This window comes from Xanthomonas hortorum pv. pelargonii, from assembly GCF_024499015.1.
GTDB classification, from domain to species: domain Bacteria; phylum Pseudomonadota; class Gammaproteobacteria; order Xanthomonadales; family Xanthomonadaceae; genus Xanthomonas; species Xanthomonas hortorum_B.
This window is the reverse complement of the sequence record NZ_CP098604.1, coordinates 4,920,333-4,939,300: the sequence shown is the minus strand read 5'-3', so window position 1 is coordinate 4,939,300 and position 18,968 is coordinate 4,920,333. Positions and strand designations below refer to the sequence as shown.

The following is an 18,968-nucleotide window of genomic DNA, read 5'->3' as shown; positions in this document are numbered from 1 at the left end:
CCTGCACTCGGTCGCGTCGTGACGACGTATCACATGCACCGATGATCGGCTCGCTCCATGCCCAGCCCTGCGTTACCTCACCTAGTGCCCAACGCGTCCGCGCCGACGCGTCTTGTCCTTCTTGCCACTGCCTCGAGACCCCACAATGATCGCTCTTCTTCAACGGTATAACGTCGGCAAGCGCCTGACTTTCGCTTTCGGCACGCTGATCCTGTTGTCATGCGGGCTGGTCGCCGCCGGCCTCTACACGCTGGCGCAGGCGCGCGACCGCATGGACACCGTGGTGAACCGCCAGATCACGATGATGCAGTATCTGCAGGACATGACCAACGCGACATCGGTCGTCGCCCTGCAACTGCGCAACATCGTGTTGCCGACCACGCAGGAAGACAATCTGCGCTTTGCCGGAGTCATCAACGACCAGGTGAAAAGCTACGAAGACACCCGCAGCAAGCTGTACGTGTTTTCTGCATCGCCGGAAGCCACCGCAATCCGGCAGAAGATCGACCAGGCCAGCGAAGAGGCAAATAAAGCCAATGCCCGCGTCGCCGAGCTGGGTTTGAGTGGCAAGTCCGACGAAGCGCTTGCGCTGCTGCTGCAAAATCCGCGCCGGCCACCGAGCGGTGGCAGCAAGCATTGGCTGTGTATTCTGATCTACAGCGCCGCCGCGCTACCGAATCTTACGTAACAACCACTGCCGAGATGGTGCGCGGCCGTGCCATGTTGATCGGCGGCGGCGTGGCGGTGGTGCTGTTCAGCGGCCTGCTGGGCTTTCTGATCACCCGCAGCCTGGTGCGCCCGCTGACACAGGCCACCCGTGCTGCCGAGGCGATTGCCAACGGCAACCTCGACAACGACGTGCGCACGCAATCCAACGATGAAACCGGCCGCCTGTTGCACGCAATGGACCGCATGCAGAGCCAGGTACGCAATCTCATCAGCGCGCAGCTGGATATGGCCAAGCGCCATGACGAAGGTCAGATCAGCTTCCGTATGGATGCCGGTGCATTCCCCGGCGACTACGGCCGCATGGCCACCGACACCAACGAGCTGGTCGCCGCGCACATCAAGCTCGAGACGCAGACCATCCACCTGGTGGAGCGTTACGCGATCGGTGATCTGAGCGAAGACATGCCGCAATTGCCGGGCGAAAAGGCGGCGATCACCACGGCGATGAATCAGGTCAAGGTGAACCTGTCGACGATGAATGCGGAGATCAAGCATCTGGCGCAGGCCGCCGCCAACGGCGACTTCAGCGCACGCGGCAACGCCGAGCAGTTCCAGTTCGATTTCCGCATCATGGTGGAAAGCCTCAACCACCTGATGGCCACCGCCGACGGCAATCTGCAGTCGCTCTCGGGCCTGTTGCAGTCGATCGCTGCCGGCGATCTCACCGCCCGCATGACCGGCCAGTACCAGGGCGTGTTCGCCCAGATGCGCGACGACGCCAACGCCACCGCCGAACAACTGGCCGGCATCGTGGGCCGCATCCAGCTGGCCGCCAATGCGATTGGGTCGGCCTCGGGCGAAATCGCCTCCGGCAACCAGGATCTGTCGCAGCGTACCGAGCAACAGGCCGCCAATCTGGAAGAAACCGCCGCCTCGATGGAAGAACTCACTTCCACCGTCAAGCAGAACGCCGAACACGCAAGCCAAGCCAATCAGCTCGCCATCGGCGCCGCTGCCGTGGCCTCGCAAGGCGGCGATGTGGTGGCCAAGGTGGTCACCACCATGGCCGACATCCAGGGTTCGTCGAAGAAGATTGCCGAGATCATCAGCGTCATCGACGGCATCGCCTTCCAGACCAATATCCTGGCCTTGAATGCCGCGGTGGAAGCGGCGCGCGCCGGCGAGCAGGGCCGCGGGTTTGCGGTGGTGGCCTCCGAAGTGCGCACCCTGGCGCAGCGTTCGGCCGGTGCGGCGAAGGAGATCAAGCACCTGATCGACGACTCGGTCAGCAAGGTCACCCAGGGCGCCACCCTGGTCGACCAGGCCGGCACCACCATGGCCGAAATCGTCGCCAGCGTGCAGCGCGTGACCAACATCATGAGCGAGATCTCCTCGGCCTCGCAGGAGCAGTACGCAGGTATCGAGCAGGTCAACCAGACCGTGACCCAGATGGACGAAACCACCCAGCAGAACGCCGCACTGGTGGAAGAAGCCACTGCCGCCGCACGGGCGATGGAAGAACAGGCCCAGCAGCTCACCGAAGCGGTTGCGGTGTTCAAGGTCGCCGAGCAAACCGCCGTCACGCGTCAACTCTCGGCCATTGCCAAGGCACCGGCCAATGCCCGCTTCGCTGCGCGTCCGGCCGCACGTGCCGGCAGCATCGCTCCGCCGCGTCGCAGCGTGACTGGCGCCTCGGCAGCAGCGGCCGACCCGAGCGATTGGCAGGAGTTCTGATCCACGCCCCACCGCTGTCGGCAATGCGGTTTTAAGCACGCCTCAGTGCTTCCACATCGCGCTTGAGACGGTTGCGCCTTGCGCAATCGTCTCAAGCACGCGCTCACGCAAATCTGCATCTGCACCATCTGCATCTGCAAGATGTTCACCACGGCACCGCTCTTGCGGTGCCGTTTTGCGTTGTGCGCGACATCGCTGCCTGCACGCAACCCGCAGGCACTGCGGCAAGCGTGAAATCGCACTTCACATCGTGCACGTCACCCCGCGCCAAGCTGGGGTCAAAACCGCCATTTAGGGCCGCTTTTTCAGGATATTCCTGACACCTGCCCACCAATCCCCTACCCGCTCTACACATGGCCATCACGTGGCTGAGACCGGGCTTTACCAGCCAGTCCGGCTTGCCTCAATACAGCAGTTCTAACGCCGTTATCTGACCGATGCATCACACAAGGCATGACGTTGACGCAATGCTCCAGCGCTGCGTTGTATGTCCTGCCACCCCAACGGCACATCCGCTCAGGTCCCTCAATGAATTCCTTCCTGCACCGCTTCAACGTCGGCAAGCGCCTCTCGCTGGCCTTTGGCGTCTTGATCCTTCTCTCGTGCGCGCTGGTGGCCGCCGGCCTGTATACGCTCAGCCAGGCACGTGAGCGCCTGGACACCATCGTCAACCGCAACATGGCGATGATCCAGTACGCCACCGACATGCTGGACGCCAATGCCACCATCTCGTTGAATCTGCGCAACATCGTGCTGCCCACCACCGCCGAGCAGAACCAGCAGTTCGCTGAAGGGATCGACGCCCAGCGCATCCGCTACAAGGAACTGCGCGAGAAGCTCTACGCGTTTCCTGCCGATGCGCACGACCAGCAACTGCGCAACGCGCTGGATCTGACCCGCGAGCAGGCGCTGTCGCACAACCAGCAGGTCCGCGAGCTGGGGATGGCCGGCAAGGTCGACCAGGCCATGCCGATCCTGCTCGAACGCGCCGCGCCGGCCACCCAGCGCTGGCAGGATGCGATTCGTACCTACTCCAACGCGCAGCGCAAGAGCAGCCAGCTGGCCTACGACCAGGCCAATGCCTCGATGGCACGTGGCCGCAGCATGCTGATCGGCGGCGGCGTTGCCGTGGTACTGCTGAGCGCCCTGCTGGCCTGGATGATCACCCGCAGCCTCACCGGCCCGTTGAACCGCGCCACCCGCGCTGCCGAGGCGATTGCAGACGGCAAGCTCGACAACGCAGTGCACAGCGAGGCCAGCGACGAAACCGGCCGTCTGTTGCAGGCGATGGACAAGATGCAATCGCAGGTGCGTAACCTGATCACCGCGCAGCTGGACATGGCCAAGCGCCACGACAGCGGCCAGATCAGCTTCCGCATGGATGCCGGCGCATTCCCGGGCGACTATGGCCGTATGGCCGGCGACACCAACGCGCTGGTCGACAGCCACATCCAGCTCACGCAGCGCCTGGCGCAGATCATGGGCCGCTATGCGATCGGCGACCTCAGCCAGGACATGGACGCGCTGCCCGGCGAAAAAGCCATGCTGACCGACACCATGGCGCAGGTGAAAACCAACCTGGCGTCGATGAATCAGCAGATCAAGCAGCTGGCGCAGTCCGCCGCCAACGGCGATTTCAGTGCACGCGGCGATGCGGCGCAGTTCCAGTTCGATTTCCGCGTGATGGTCGAGAGCCTCAATCAGTTGATGGCCACCGCCGATGGCAGCCTGCAGTCGCTATCGGGCATCTTGCGGTCCATCGCCGCAGGCGATCTGACCGCGCGCATGGACGGCGATTTCAAGGGCGTGTTCGCCCAGATGCGTGACGATGCCAATGCCACCGCCACCCAGCTGGCCGGCATCGTCGGGCACATCCAGCACTCGGCGACCTCGATCAATGCCGCCGCCAGCGAGATCGCGGCCGGCAATCAGGATCTGTCGCAGCGTACCGAACAGCAGGCGGCCAATCTGGAAGAAACCGCCGCCTCAATGGAAGAACTCACCTCCACCGTCAAGCAGAACGCCGAAAGCGCACGCCAGGCCAATCAGCTCGCCATCGGCGCCGCAAGCGTGGCCTCACAGGGCGGCGCCGTGGTCAGCAAGGTGGTCGACACCATGAGCGGCATCGAAGCCTCGTCCAAGCGCATCGCCGACATCATCAGCGTCATCGACGGCATCTCGTTCCAGACCAATATCCTGGCCTTGAACGCGGCGGTGGAAGCGGCGCGTGCCGGCGACCAGGGCCGTGGCTTTGCGGTGGTGGCATCGGAAGTGCGTACGCTGGCACAGCGTTCGTCCGCCGCGGCCAAGGAGATCAAGAGCCTGATCGACGACTCGGTGCAGCGTGTGGCCGACGGCTCGCAGCTGGTGGACCAGGCCGGCAAGACCATGGCCGAGATCGTCGCCAGCGTGCAGCGCGTCACCAACATCATGGGCGAGATTTCCGCCGCCTCGCAGGAGCAGTCGGCCGGCATCGAACAGGTCAACCAGACCGTCACCCACATGGACGAAGCCACCCAGCAGAACGCTGCCTTGGTGGAAGAAGCCACCGCCGCCGCACGCGCGATGGAAGAACAGGCCCAGCAGCTCACCGAAGCGGTGGCCGTGTTCAAGATCGTCGAGCAAGCCCCGGTGGCACGTCCGCCATCGTCGATGGTCGCGGCGCCGGTCAATGCACGCTTCGCTGCGCGCCCGGCCGTCGGTGCCGCCAGCATCGCCCCGCCACGTCGCAGCGCCAACGGCACCGCGACAGCAGCGTCAGCGCCGAACGACTGGCAGGAGTTCTAAGACACACACACCGCAACCCGCAACAAACGCCGCATCCAAGAACACCATTCGAGAGTAGTTTGATTCGTGGTCAACGAATCTTGAGGGTCGCTTCCTTGCGAGGGAGGCGGCCCTTTTTTGTGCCGAAATATCCCCCTCAAATCAGCGCATGAACATCCTGGCTGCCGACGCTACCTGGCCGCAAAAACTCACCATTCCTTAACAAATAGCGATCTTGCAGCCCTGTTCTGAAACCAAGCGAACGCGACAATTTGTGCCTAATTCAACATAAAACATCAATTTTGAGCATAGACGGCCGCTATCGACTTCACGCATCTGTAACGCCCTCCCCCGGGCAAGGTCGATTCCTCATGCATTCCTTCAACCGGCTTTCCGTTGGCACCCGGCTCTCCGCGCTGCTGACCCTGGTCATCGCCATTTCGCTGGGCCTGCTGGCCCTGACCATCTACCGCCAGTCCGCTGGCGATATCGAATCCCAGGTCAAGGCCGAACTGCGCTCCAGCACCCGGCTGATGCAGCAGTCGGTGGCGATGTACGACGTCACCCTGACCGAAAGCACCCAGCGCCTGGGCAGCGTGTTCGACGACATGCTCCCCAGCGGCGCACGCACGCTCGATACCGCCAGCACCGTCACCATCGGCGAGCAGGCCACCCCGTCCCTGCGCGCCGGCAAGCAGGCGCTCAACCTCAATGTCAACGCGGTGGACCGCTTTGCGCAGGCCACCGGCGGTGTCGCCACGATCTTCGCGCGCACCGGCGAGGACTTCGTGCGTATCACCACCTCGCTGCGTAACAAGCAGAACGAACGTGTGATCGGCACCCTGCTCGACCGCAAGGGCAAGGCCTACGCCGCGTTGTCGCAAGGCAAGCCTTTCACCGGCCAGGCGCAGCTGTTCGGCGAGCAGTACATGACCCACTACCAGCCGCTGCGCAATGCCGCCGGCGAGGTGATCGGCGCGCTGTTCGTCGGTCGCAACTACACCCAGGGCCTGGCCGCGCTCAAGGCGCAGGTCGGCACCACCAAGCTCGGCCAGGATGGCTACTTCGTCATCGTCGACCTGGCCCCGGGCGAGCATCAGGGCCAGGTCATCGCCGCCCCGCCGGGTACGCCGGCCACCCTGGCGGCACTGGTGCCGGCCGAGCAGCAGGCGCTGTTGCAATCGGTGCTGGACGGCAAGCAGCCCAGCGCCAACCTGCAGTTGCGCGACGCCAAGGGCACTAGCCAGGCGTTCGAAGTCACCGCGCAGCGCTACGCGCCGTGGCAGTGGGCGGTGATCGGCACCCAGCCGCGCAGCGCCATCGACGGCCCGCTGGATGAGCTGATGGGCAGCATGCTGCTGTTCTCGCTGGTGGTGCTGGCGCTGTGCATCGCGGTGGTCTTTGTGGCGGCACGCAAGATGGTCACCCGCCCGTTGCTGGCGGTGGAGCGCGTGCTCGGCGATGTCGCGGCCGGCCGCCTGGACAACCCGATCGAGATCGATCGGCACGACGAACTCGGCCGCCTGCTGCTCAGCGCACGCACCATGCGCGACGACCTGCGCGCACGTCTGGAACGCGATCACCTGATTGCCAGCGAAGCGCTACGCGTGCGTACCGCACTGGACGACGTCAGCACCAACGTGATGATCGCCGACGCCGATCGCCGCATCATCTACGTCAATCGCCCGCTGCAGCGCATGCTCAAGAGCGTGCAGGACGAACTGCGCCGCGACCTGCCCCACTTCGATGCCGATGCCTTGATCAATGCCAGCATCGACCAGTTCCATCGCAAGCCCGAACACCAGGCACGCATGCTCGATCAACTCACCGGCACGCATACCGCGCAGATCCATGTCGGTGGCCGCACCATGCGGCTGGTGGTCAACCCGGTGCTGGGCGCGGCCGGCGAACGCATGGGCTTTGTAGTCGAGTGGGCCGACCGCACCCAGGAAGTACAGGTCGAAGAAGAAGTCGCGCGTATCGTGCGGGCCGCCGCCGCTGGCGATCTGAGCGAGCGCGTCGGCACCCAGGGCAAGCAGGGCTTCTTGCTGCTGCTTGCAGAACAACTCAACGTACTGCTGGACAACAATGCAGATGGCCTGTCGCGCGTGTCCGCGCTGCTGTCGTCGCTGTCGCAAGGCGATCTGACCGCGCGCATGCACGGCGACCTGCAAGGCGTGTTCGCCACCATCCGCGACGACGCCAATGCCACCGCCGACCAGTTGGCCGGCATCGTGCGCCGGATCAAGGACTCCTCGCTGGCGATCAACTCGGCCGCCAGCGAAATCGCCACCGGCAACAGCGACCTGTCGCGTCGCACCGAGCAACAAGCCGCCGCGCTGGAAGAAACCGCCGCCTCGATGGAAGAGCTCACCGCCACCGTCAAGCAGAACGCCGACAACGCCGACCAGGCCAACCGCCTGGTGCTGGACGCAGCCGGAGTGGCGGCAACGGGCGGCGATGTGGTCGGCCGCGTGGTCACCACCATGGCCGACATCGACACCTCGTCCAAGAAGATCGCCGAGATCATCAGCGTCATCGACGGCATCGCCTTCCAGACCAACATCCTGGCCTTGAACGCCGCAGTGGAAGCCGCACGTGCCGGCGAACAAGGCCGCGGCTTCGCAGTGGTCGCCTCCGAGGTGCGCAGCCTCGCCCAGCGCTCGGCCGGCGCCGCCAAGGAGATCAAGCACCTGATCGAAGACTCGGTTGCACGCATCGGTAGCGGTGCCGCACTCGCCTCCGAGGCCGGCAACACCATGCAGCAGGTGGTGGGCTCGGTGCAGCGCGTCACCGACATCATGGGCGAGATCACCAGCGCCTCGCGCGAGCAGGCCGCCGGCATCACCCAGGTCAACCAGACCGTCACCCAGATGGACGAAACCACCCAGCAGAACGCCGCACTGGTGGAAGAAGCCACCGCGGCCGCACGCGCGATGGAAGACCAGGCCGCACAGCTGGTGGACGCGGTGGCGGTGTTCCGTCTGGAACAGCAGGACCAACTGAGCACCTTGCTGGCCAACGCACGCCACGCCTACCACTGATGTAAGGCAAACGCTCGGTGAGTCGAGGGCGCGGTGCCCTCGCCGCTCAGCACGACCTGTCTGCACTGTCCAATCACTTAGCGAGACAACCAAAATTTCGAGTTGTGGCGGCGTCTAAATGCGCAGCCTAGTCAGTCGAGCGCGCGGCGCCCTCACCGCTCGCGGGACACGCCGCAAGTACGTCCATGTAGGCTCGGTGGCGGCATCCATGCCGCCACACGGTCCCGCAATCGGCGAGGACACCGCACCAGAAAATTAGTCGGTGGTCGCGCAAAAAACTGTTTGTCGCGCTATGTGCATCGGACGTTGAGCCGACGCTACATCATCGAACAACGCGGATCACGCACTGCTCTTAATCATGGGCACCGACCATCTCGACTGGTCCTTGCCCGCCCACCATCGCGGGACCTTACGCGGCATGGATGCCGCGTAAGAGCCTACACGGACGTACTTGCGGCGTGTCCCGCGATGGTGGGCGGGCAAGGCCCCTGCGGCCAAGCCACAGATCAGCCGCTCCGCAGCCAATGCATTCCGCACCGCTCAACAACTAAAAGACAACCGAGATTTCGCGTCGTTGAGTCGCGGTCAAAAGCTTAGTCAGTCGAGCGCGCGGTGCCCTCACCGCGCAAGAGAGTTTGCTGGTTGCTTTGTTGAAAACCATGCACACCGACCATCTCGACTGGTCCTTGTCCGACCACCGTCGCGGGACCTTATGCGGCATGGATGCCGCAGAAGAGCCTACACGGACGTACTTGCGGCGTGTCCCGCGACGGTGGGCGGGCAAGGGCCCTGCAGCCAGCCCGCAGATCCGCAGCGGTGAGGACATCGCACTTGCCAACGTAGTCGTGTGCTGTGGGTGAAGCAAAGGCCGGTTGCGCTACCTCGCGGCGAAGGCGTCCCAGTTTTGTCAGCCGCTGTTAAAGATTTGGTTTTGCCGCCGATATCAAGGCGACGCCGGGACAACCGTCCGGGCCCATTCCCGCATCCACTGTGCTGGTGCTCATGTCCCAAGGCGATACCTCAGAGCTGGACCACGACGCCGACCACCTTGCCGAAGGCGACGAGCGCTATCTGCTGCGCAACAAACGGCAGATCCGTGGCTTGCTGCGCCAGCTGCTCGACCAACGCGCCGTGGTGACCATGCACGTGGCCGGCCGCGACATGGCCGTGCCCACCGCCGTGCTCGAAGTGGACGAAGACGACGACTGCGTGATTCTGGACGGCAGCCATAACGAAGCTTCCAACCGCGCCATCGAAGATGCCAAGTATCTGCTGTGCTACGCGCAACTGGAACGGGTCAATATCCGTTTCCGTCTGGAAACGCCCGACCGGCTGGAACGCGACATCCACGTCGCTTTCCGCGCTGCATTGCCCGACGCCATGTATCACATGCAGCGCCGCGAATCGTACCGGCTGGAAACGCCGATCACCGATTCGCCCATCTGCACCATTCGTCAGGACGACGCACAGGGCGGCACTCTCAACTTGCAGCTGCGCGTGATCGACATCAGCAGCGGCGGCCTGGCGGTAGCGATCACGGACGGCATGCCGCTGCTCGAACCGCAACGCACCTACCGCAATTGCACGCTGCAATTGCCCGACACCGCGCCGATCACGCTACCGCTCACCGTCTGCAGCCAATATAAGCAGTCCCTGCCCAACGGCAGCGAAGGCTTCCGTGTCGGCATGCAGTTCAGCGATCTGCCGCGTGGCGCCGACGAAACCATTCAACGCTATATTTTTCGCGTCGACCGCCAGCGCAACGCGCGCAAGAGCGGCGTGTTCTGAACCCGCCCGTACCACGCACAGCGCACCGCTAAAGTTGCCGTGCGCTGCGCCGATGTTGCTAGGGCAACCTCTTCCACACTCTTTTTCGCACGCTTCTGCCGCATTTCTGCAGCAATCTGACACTCAGCCGCAACGCCCGGAGTTTTCATGAACGATAAAAGCACTGCCACCGGCACCGGTGGTGAATTCCTCAGCTTCGCCCTGGGCGAAGAACACTACGGCGTGGACATCCTGAAAGTGCAGGAAATCCGCGGCTACGATTCGGTCACCCGTCTGCCCGACGCTCCCGATTACATCAAGGGTGTGATCAACCTGCGCGGCACCATCGTGCCGGTGATCGACCTGCGCCTGAAGCTGCGGCTGAAAGAAGCGCGCTACGACGCCTTCACCGTGATGATCGTGCTCAATGTCGAAGACCGTGTGGTCGGCATCGTGGTGGACAGCGTCTCCGACGTGATCCCGCTCAACGACGACCAGATCCGCCCGACGCCGGAATTCGGCGCCGCCGTCGACACCCGTTTCATCTCGGGCATCGGTACCCAGGACGATCGCATGCTGATCCTGCTGGATATCGAGACCTTGCTGGACAGCGCCGAACTCGGTCAGCAGCAATTGGCCGAAGAAGCCGCCTGACCCATAGCCACTCGGGCACGTCCCAAGCGGTCGTTATGCAGGTATGGGCAGTGCACGAAAGCCGCCGTGTAGCGCAATGCACGATGACTTCAGGCACCGAGAGAATCCGCATGACGGCCGCATTGGTGCCGGCAGTCGCTGTTACGACCATCTGGTGTCGGGAGCATCCCGACACGAGACGCACGCCTGGATTGAAGTGAGATGGAAATCACGTTTTTGGGATTCAAGTTGAACGGCAGCTAGCCGATAGCTGAATAGAAGCCCGCGCACCTAAACGGGTCACCGTTCGACTTTTGATTCTGGAGAATCCCAATGAAGTTCCTGCTCTCGCTCCTCCCCGTCGCTGCTCTCGTCATCGTTGCTCCCACGCTTTCGGCTCAGTCGCAGGAAATGATTCCGCCGGAAATGGCCACCCGCTTCGTCGGCAAGGACGGCATGGTGTGCGGCAAGGTCGAAAAGGCCAAGTACGCGCAGAGCTCGGAAGGCGAACCCACCTTCCTGTACATGGGTGGCATGTTCCCGCGCCACACCTTCTCGGCCCGCATAGACGGCGCCAATCGCGGCAAGTTCAGCTTTGCTCCCGAATCCCTGGAAGGCAAGGACGTCTGTGTGCTCGGCAAGATCCAGCGCGACAGCTCGCGTGCCGAAATCGAAGTCAGCTCGCCGGCCAGCCTGAAGCTCGCCACCATCAAGTAATCGCCTCGCACATCGCCACGCCCTCGCGCGTGGCGATCTGCTGTTTGCGCTTATGCGGACTGACTTCTACGGGGAATCGTGTCAATGCAATGGATCAACAATCTGAAATTGATGCCCAAGCTGATGCTGGCATTCGGCATCGTGCTGCTGATCTTGCTGGTGCAGGGGATCATCGCTTATTCGGGTCTGGCCTCGCTCAACAACGTCACCAGTGACCTGGCCGGCAACACCATGTCCAGCGTGCGCGAAGCAGGCGACCTGCGCGGCATGCTCGGCGAATACCGTAATGCTTCTTATCAAAGTTTGGTGCGCGCAAGCGACGCGGTGAAGCAGGAAGCCAAGCTCCGCGCCAAGCGGCTCGATGGCGAAATCGAAGCGACGATCAAGGGCTATCCCCGCCTGATCGAAAGCCCGGAGCAGAAGAAGCTGTTTGCGAGCTTCGTAGCAGACTGGAAGAAGGCCTCGGCCTCCTACGCCAGCGTCAACGAAATGCTCGAACTCAATCTGCCCGACGATGCCGTCGACACCTTCGTCGGCGAAACCCGCACCCTGCACAACAAGGCCAAGGATTCGCTGGCCGCGTTGATCGTCGAAGACAACCGCCTGGCACAGGCGGCCAAGAGCAAGGCCGAGAAGGTCCACGCCACCTCGGTCACCTTGAGCATGGTGGTGTTGCTGCTCGGCATCGCCGGCGGCCTGGGCCTGGCGTTTCTGTTCGCCCGTTCCATCGTCAAGAGCATGCGCGGCGCCGTCTCGACTGCCACCGAAATCGCCGGCGGCAAACTCGATGGCCAGATCAACGTGCAGGGCCAGGACGAAGTGGGCGAACTGATGCGCTCCATGCAGCGCATGCAGCGCGATCTGAAGGAACGCATCGAACGCGACCAGAAGATTGCCGACGAAAACCTGCGCATTCGCACCGCGCTGGACAAGTCCTCCACCGCCACCTTCATCACCGATACCGATCGCATCATCATCTACGCCAACGAAGCGTTCATGAAGCTCGTCGCGCATTACGAAGGCAGCATCCGTCTGGCATCGTCGGATTTTGAAGCCAGCAAGATCATCGGTCAGCACATCAGTTATCTCGGCCTGCCCGAGACGACCGTGCGCAAGGCCATCGCCGCACTGGAACGCGACGGCATCACCAGCTTCGAAGAACGCTACGGCGAGTTCGTGATGATGCAGACCGTCACCGTCATCAAGAACGAGCAGGGCGAAAGCACCGGCGATGTCTGCGAATGGCGCGACCGCACCATCGAAGTCCAGGTCGAAGAAGAAGTCGCCCGTATCGTGCGTGCCGCTGCCAGCGGCGACATGAGCGGCCGGGTGGAAACCGAGGGCAAGCAGGGTTTCTTCCTGCAGCTGGCGCAGCAGCTCAACGGCCTGCTGGATGCCAACGCTGCCAGCCTGGAGCAGATTTCCTCGCTGCTGTCGGCGCTGTCGCGTGGCGATCTGACCGTGCGCATGCACGGCGAATTCAGCGGCGTGTTCGCGCAGATGCGTGACGATGCCAATGCCACCGCCGAGCAGCTGGCCGACATTGTCGGGCGCATCAAGGTCTCCTCCACCGCCATCAACTCGGCGGCTGGCGAGATCGCCTCGGGCAATCAGGATCTGTCGCATCGTACCGAGCAGCAGGCAGCGAATCTGGAAGAAACCGCCGCCTCCATGGAGGAGCTCACCTCCACCGTGAAGCAGAATGCCGAAAGCGCCCGTCAGGCCAACCAGCTTGCCATCGGCGCCACCGGTGTGGCCTCGCAAGGCGGTGAAGTGGTCTCGCAGGTGGTCGCCACCATGTCCGGTATCGAAGCCTCGTCCAAGAAGATCGCCGACATCATCTCCGTCATCGACGGCATCGCCTTCCAGACCAATATCCTCGCCTTGAACGCGGCGGTGGAAGCGGCACGTGCCGGCGAACAGGGCCGTGGCTTTGCCGTGGTCGCCTCGGAAGTGCGCACGCTGGCGCAGCGTTCGGCCGGTGCGGCCAAGGAGATCAAGGGACTGATCGACGACTCCGTGCACAAGGTCGCCGAAGGCTCGGCACTGGTGCGCAAGGCCGGTGCGACCATGGCCGACATCGTGGCCAGCGTGCAGCGCGTGACCGACATCATGGGCGAGATCTCTGCCGCTTCGCAGGAACAGTCCACCGGGATCGAACAGGTCAACCAGACCATCACCCAGATGGACGAAACCACCCAGCAGAACGCCGCACTGGTGGAAGAAGCCACTGCCGCCGCACGCTCGATGGAAGAGCAGGCCGGTCACCTGGCCGAAGCAGTCTCGGTGTTCAAGCTGGACGAGCCCGCCGCGCCGGTCGCGCGCGCGCGACCGGTTGCGGTTGCCTCACGTCCGCTCGCAGCCAAGACCGCTGCCAAACCGGCTGTGCGTGCAACGGCCGCGCCCTCGCGCCAGGCCAAGCCGCAGGCCGCCCTGGCCGACGGTAACTGGCAAGAGTTCTGATTCACCGCTGTCACCCACACCGCCCCGGCCAAGCCGGGGCGGTGTGTTTCTACGGTGTATTTCTGCCCTGTGTTGCGACGCGCATCTGCGCCGTCATCCCCAGCTGCCTGCGCCATGCCGCAGCGCCATGCTCGACAAAGCCTCGGCAACCAGCCCCAACCGCCCGCGACGGCGCAGATTGGTGCTTCAGTTGCATGACCACATGGCCGATATCCAGTACTAGCTAACGACGCGTACGGATATGACGACCACCTCGACCTCCGCTTCAGACACACGCGAATTTGATTTTGGCGACCGCGATTTCAAACGCGTTTGCGATCTGATCTATCAGCGTGTCGGCATTGCCCTGGCTCCGGCCAAGCGCGACATGGTGTATGGCCGGCTGTCGCGTCGTCTGCGCGTGCTCGGTCTGCGCTCTTTCCGCGACTACATCGACCAGCTCGAAGCAGGTAACGACGAGGAAGAATGGCAGGCGTTCACCAACGCGCTGACCACCAACCTGACCTCGTTCTTCCGCGAGCCGCATCATTTCGACAAGCTGCGCGAAGAACTGCAAAAGCGTGCCTCGCAGGCACCGCTGAAGATCTGGTCGTGTGCGGCCTCCACCGGCGAGGAACCCTACTCCATCGCCATCACCGCCTGCGAAGCCTTCGGCACGCTGACCCCGCCGGTGAGCATCGTGGCCACCGACGTCGACACCCAGGTGCTGGAAACCGCCTCGCGCGGCGTCTACGCCATCGACCGCGTCGCCTCGCTGGATGCATCGATCAAGCGCAAGTACTTCCAGCGCGGCAGCGGCCCCAACGAAGGCAAGTGCCGGGTCATTCCGGCGCTGCGCCAACTCATCGAATACAAGCAGTTGAATCTGCTGGCCCCGCGCTACGACGTCGGCGGCCCGTATGCGGCGCTGTTCTGCCGCAACGTGATGATCTATTTCGACAAGCCCACCCAGCGCGGCATCCTGTCGCGTCTGGTCAGCCACATGGGCGACGACGGCCTGCTCTATACCGGGCACTCGGAGAACTACCTGCACGCGGCCGACCTGATCCAGCCGTGCGGGCGCACGCTGTATCGGCGCGCTCCGCGCGCGGGAGCCGCTACATGAGTACCGCTGTGCAGGTCGACGATGTCATGCGCTACCGCGATTCGCGGTTCCAGACCATCACCGCCAAGCTGCTGCCCACCCAATACCTGGTGGTGGACGACGACACCGCGTTGACGACCACCTTGGGATCGTGCGTTGCGGCCTGTCTTCGCGACCCGGTGTTGAAGATCGGCGGCATGAACCATTTCCTGCTGCCGGAAGGCCAGGTTGGCGATGGCGCACCCGCGCGCTACGGCAGTTATGCGATGGAGTTGCTGATCAACGACATGCTCAAGCGCGGCGCGCATCGCAAGCGGATCGAAGCCAAGGTCTTCGGTGGCGCCAACGTGCTCAAGGGCTTCACCAGCAACCCGGTGGGCACCCGCAACGCCGAGTTCGTGCGCCAGTACTTGTTGGCCGAGCACATCCCCATCATTGCCGAAGATCTGTGCGGCATCCATCCGCGCAAGGTCTGGTTCTTCCCGACGACCGGACGCGTTGTCGTGCAGCGGTTGCCGCACGCCCACGAAGCCGAAGTCGCCGCTACCGAATCTGCCGTGCGCGCCCGTCTGTCCAAAGCACCGGTCACCGGTGGAGTGGAGTTGTTCGAATGACGCTGGAAACCCCTGTTCGCGTATTGATCGTCGACGACTCGGCGGTGGTGCGTCAGATGCTGACCGAGATCCTCTCGCGCGATGCCGGCATCGAAGTGATCGGCTCGGCCGCCGACCCGATCCTGGCGCGCGAAAAGATCAAACGCCTCAATCCGGACGTGATCACGCTGGATGTGGAAATGCCGCGCATGGACGGCCTGGTGTTCCTGGAAAACCTGATGCGCCTGCGCCCCACCCCGGTGGTGATGATTTCATCGCTGACCGAGCGTGGCGCCGACACCACCTTGCAGGCCTTGTCGCTGGGCGCGGTGGATTTCATCTCCAAGCCCAAGATCGATGTCGCACGCGGGCTGGAAGGCTATGCCGAAGAAATCGTCAGCAAGGTCAAGATGGCCTCCAAGGCCAAGGTCAGCGCGCTCAATCGCCCCAGCGCGCCCAAGGTCACCCTGGACATGCAGGCCGCGCCGGTGGCTGGCAGCGCCCTGCGCTTCCGCACCACCGACCGCCTGATCGCCATCGGCGCCTCGGCCGGCGGCACTGAAGCCCTGCGCGTGGTACTCGAACACATGCCCGCCGATGCACCGGCGGTGGTCATGACCCAGCACTTGCCGGCCAGCTTCAGCACCGCCTTTGCCGAGCGCCTCAATCGTCATTCGGCCATGTCGGTGCGCGAAGCCAGCGATGGCGAAGCGATCCTGCCCGGCCACGCCTACCTGCCGCCGGGCGGCCAGCATCTGCGCATCATCCGCGACGGTGCCCGCTGGCGCTGCCGCGTCGACGACGGCCCGCCGGTCAATCGCCACAAGCCGGCGGTGGACGTGCTGTTCCGCTCGGTCGCCGCCAACGCCGGCCCGAATGCGGTCGGTGCCATCCTCACCGGCATGGGCGACGACGGCGCACGCGGCCTGCTGGAAATGCTGCAGGCCGGCGCGCCCACGCTGGTGCAGGACGAAGCCAGCAGCGTGGTGTGGGGCATGCCCGGTGCCGCCTACAAGCTCGGCGCCGCGCAGGAAGTGGTGCCGCTGGATCGCGTTGCCGAGCGCTTGATCGCGCTGTCGGCGCAGGCACGTTGATCCGGCATGAGCGCCCTGCCCCCGTCTCCGACCGACCAGGCGGAGGTTCCCGGCGCACCGGGAACCACGCCGGTCGCTGCTGCGGATTCAACGGTAGATAGCGCGACAACACTTGGCGCACTCGACACACCGTCGATCAAGGCCGGCCCGGTCACTGCCGGCATGGTCAAACCCGACGAACGCCCCGATGCCACGCGCTCGCGCCTGTTGGCCGAAGCGCTGGATGGCAGCAGCAGTGCGATCCTGATCTGTGATCTGCAATCGCACCTGCTGTATGCCAACGACGGCTTCCAGCGCATGTTCGGCTATACCGAGGCCGAACTGGTCGGCAAGCGTCCCTCGGACGTGCTCACCCGCGCGCAAAGCGACCAGGACGAGGTGGCGCGCATCCGCGATCGCGCCGACGCCCTGCAGCAGACCCAGGCCGACCTGCTGGTGTATCGCAAGGACGGCACGCCGCTGTGGATCTCGCTCAACTTCAATCCGATCTACGATGCCAGGCATAACCCATCGCATTACGTGGCGGTGCTGACCGACATCACCGACACCAAGATGCACGAGGTGCTGCAGCACCGCGTGCTCGAGGCGCTGGTGCAGGAGCGCCCGCTGATCGACGTGATGACCTTGATCTGCACCGAGGTCGAACGCATCGCACCGGACGTGCTGGCCACGGTGATGAGCGCGGACAACCAGGGCTGCCTGCATTCGCTGGCCGCCCCCAGCCTGCCGCCCGAATACGCCGATGCGGTCAACGGGTTGAAGATCGCGCCCGGTGCAGGCGCCTGCGGCACCGCCGCCTGGCGTGGCCGCGCGGTCATGGTGGAAGACATCGCCACCGACCCGCTGTTCGCGCCGTACCGCGACCTGTTGCTGTCGATGGGCTTGCGCGCCTGCTGGAGCACGCCGATCCGCTCCAACAGCTCGCGCGTGCTCGGCACCTTCGCGCTGTATTACCGCAAGGCGCAACGTGCCGATGCCTGGCATGTGCGGCTCACCGATCTGTGCCAACAGTTGTGCACGCTGGCGCTGGAACGCGAACAGATCCGCCAACGCGTGCATCAACTCGCGTTCTACGATGCGCTGACCGGCCTGCCCAACCGCATCATGTTCAGCGCACGCGCCGAGCAGGCGCTGACGCAGGCCGAATACGCCAGCGAACCGGCCGCGTTGATGTTCATCAACATCGACCGCTTCAAGCTGATCAACGACAGCCAGGGCCATGCCGCAGGCGATGGCCTGTTGCGCGACATCGCATTACGCATCGGCGAACAACTCACCGCCACCGCCATGCTGGCGCGCTTGGCCGGCGACGAATTCGCGCTCGCCCTGCCGCAATGCAGTGCCGAACAGGCCAGTGCCGCCGCGGAGCGTCTGCTCTGCACCATCGCCGTGCCGTTGCCGGTCGGCCACATGACCGTGCATCCGTCTGCCAGCGTGGGCGTGGCGATGTTTCCAGAGGACGGTCGCGACATCAATATCCTGTTGCGGCATGCCGATCTGGCGATGAATCGCGCCAAGCAGGAAGGCGGCGGACGCTTCCGCTTCTTCAGCGCCGACATGAATCGCATGGCGCAGGAGCGCGTTGCGCTGGAAGCGGAGCTGCGCCAGGCCATCGGACGCGATCAGCTGCAACTGCACTATCAACCGCAGCTGCACAGCGCCGCGCCGCACGCGCTGTATGGCGTGGAAGCGCTGCTGCGCTGGAACCACCCGCAGCTCGGTGCGGTGTCGCCGGCACGGTTTCTGCCCGTGGCCGAAGAACAAGGCATGATGCCGCAGCTCAACGATTGGGTATTGCGCCGCGCCTGCCAGCAGGTCGCCGACTGGCGCCAACGCGGCGTGCCGGTGGCCCGTGTATCGGTGAATCTGTCGGCCAGCAGTTTCGAAAGTCCGCGCATGCTCAGCGACCTGCTCAGACTCATCGCCGACATGGGCGTGCTGCCCTCCGATCTCACATTGGAAATGACCGAAAGCGTGATGCTCTCGGGGCAACCCGGCGTGCTGGAAAACCTGCATGCCATCCGCGAAGCCGGCATCTCGTTGTCGCTGGACGACTTCGGCACCGGCTATTCCAGCCTGAGCCATCTGCACCGCCTGCCGATCGACGAACTCAAGCTGGACATGAGCTTCGTACGCGACATCGAACACAGCGAAGACGCTCGCGCGCTCACCACCTCGGTGTTGCGCATCGGCGAACATCTGCGCAAGCACGTGGTTGCCGAAGGGGTGGAAAATGAGGCGCAACGCTTGTTTTTAGCCGACCTGGGCTGCGAAGTGCTACAGGGCTATTTGTTCTCGCGGCCGCTGCCGGCTGCGGCGTTGGAAGCCTGGTTGGGCGCGCAGCCTTAGCGCGGCTGACACTGTACTTCGTAGCCATCAGACGGGCGCCGCTGTTGCTCGATGC

General features: G+C 64.0%; 10 protein-coding genes and 1 pseudogene. All 11 read left to right on the top strand.

All coding sequences use genetic code 11. The features are described from left to right. The first annotated feature begins 145 nt into the window (after positions 1-145). The 11 genes and pseudogenes from NDY25_RS21110 to NDY25_RS21060 all read left to right on the top strand — a co-directional run bounded on the left by NDY25_RS21110 (position 146) and on the right by NDY25_RS21060 (position 18,913). Positions 146-2,403 (top strand): annotated as a pseudogene (locus NDY25_RS21110) (methyl-accepting chemotaxis protein). Positions 2,404-2,931: 528 nt separating this feature from the next. Further along, complete coding sequence (locus NDY25_RS21105; protein ID WP_168958809.1) at positions 2,932-5,190, top strand: methyl-accepting chemotaxis protein; 2,259 nt, start codon at positions 2,932-2,934, stop codon at positions 5,188-5,190. Positions 5,191-5,540: 350 nt separating this feature from the next. Further along, positions 5,541-8,213 carry a methyl-accepting chemotaxis protein gene (locus NDY25_RS21100; RefSeq protein WP_168958808.1) on the top strand — a complete coding sequence of 891 codons (2,673 nt, stop codon included), beginning with the start codon at positions 5,541-5,543 and terminating at the stop codon, positions 8,211-8,213. 1,002 nt (positions 8,214-9,215) lie between these two features. Further along, a complete protein-coding gene (locus tag NDY25_RS21095) occupies positions 9,216-10,001 on the top strand; it encodes a flagellar brake protein (RefSeq protein ID WP_043889772.1) in 786 nt (261 codons plus the stop codon). Between the two features lie 147 nt (positions 10,002-10,148). Further along, positions 10,149-10,634, top strand: coding sequence for a chemotaxis protein CheW (locus tag NDY25_RS21090; protein WP_006451575.1), 486 nt, complete (start codon positions 10,149-10,151; stop codon positions 10,632-10,634). A 312-nt stretch (positions 10,635-10,946) separates the two neighbouring features. Further along, positions 10,947-11,330 carry a hypothetical protein gene (locus NDY25_RS21085; protein WP_005993867.1) on the top strand — a complete coding sequence of 128 codons (384 nt, stop codon included), beginning with the start codon at positions 10,947-10,949 and terminating at the stop codon, positions 11,328-11,330. Positions 11,331-11,414: 84 nt separating this feature from the next. Continuing rightward, the gene (locus tag NDY25_RS21080) at positions 11,415-13,793 is read left to right on the top strand and encodes a methyl-accepting chemotaxis protein (RefSeq protein WP_168958807.1); all 2,379 of its coding nucleotides are present in this window, start codon (positions 11,415-11,417) and stop codon (positions 13,791-13,793) included. A gap of 241 nt (positions 13,794-14,034) precedes the next feature. Continuing rightward, on the top strand, positions 14,035-14,898 hold the full coding sequence (locus tag NDY25_RS21075; protein ID WP_168958806.1) for a CheR family methyltransferase: 864 nt from the start codon (positions 14,035-14,037) through the stop codon (positions 14,896-14,898). After that, on the top strand, positions 14,895-15,491 hold the full coding sequence (gene cheD, locus NDY25_RS21070) for a chemoreceptor glutamine deamidase CheD (RefSeq protein WP_006448345.1): 597 nt from the start codon (positions 14,895-14,897) through the stop codon (positions 15,489-15,491). Before NDY25_RS21075 ends, cheD begins: the two co-directional genes overlap by 4 nt. Further along, the gene (locus NDY25_RS21065; RefSeq protein ID WP_168958805.1) at positions 15,488-16,564 is read left to right on the top strand and encodes a protein-glutamate methylesterase/protein-glutamine glutaminase; all 1,077 of its coding nucleotides are present in this window, start codon (positions 15,488-15,490) and stop codon (positions 16,562-16,564) included. The genes cheD and NDY25_RS21065 overlap by 4 nt, the downstream gene beginning before the upstream one ends. 6 nt (positions 16,565-16,570) lie before the next feature. Beyond that, entirely contained in the window at positions 16,571-18,913 is a 2,343-nt protein-coding gene (locus NDY25_RS21060; RefSeq protein ID WP_233366541.1) for an EAL domain-containing protein, read from the top strand. Positions 18,914-18,968: the final 55 nt, after the last annotated feature.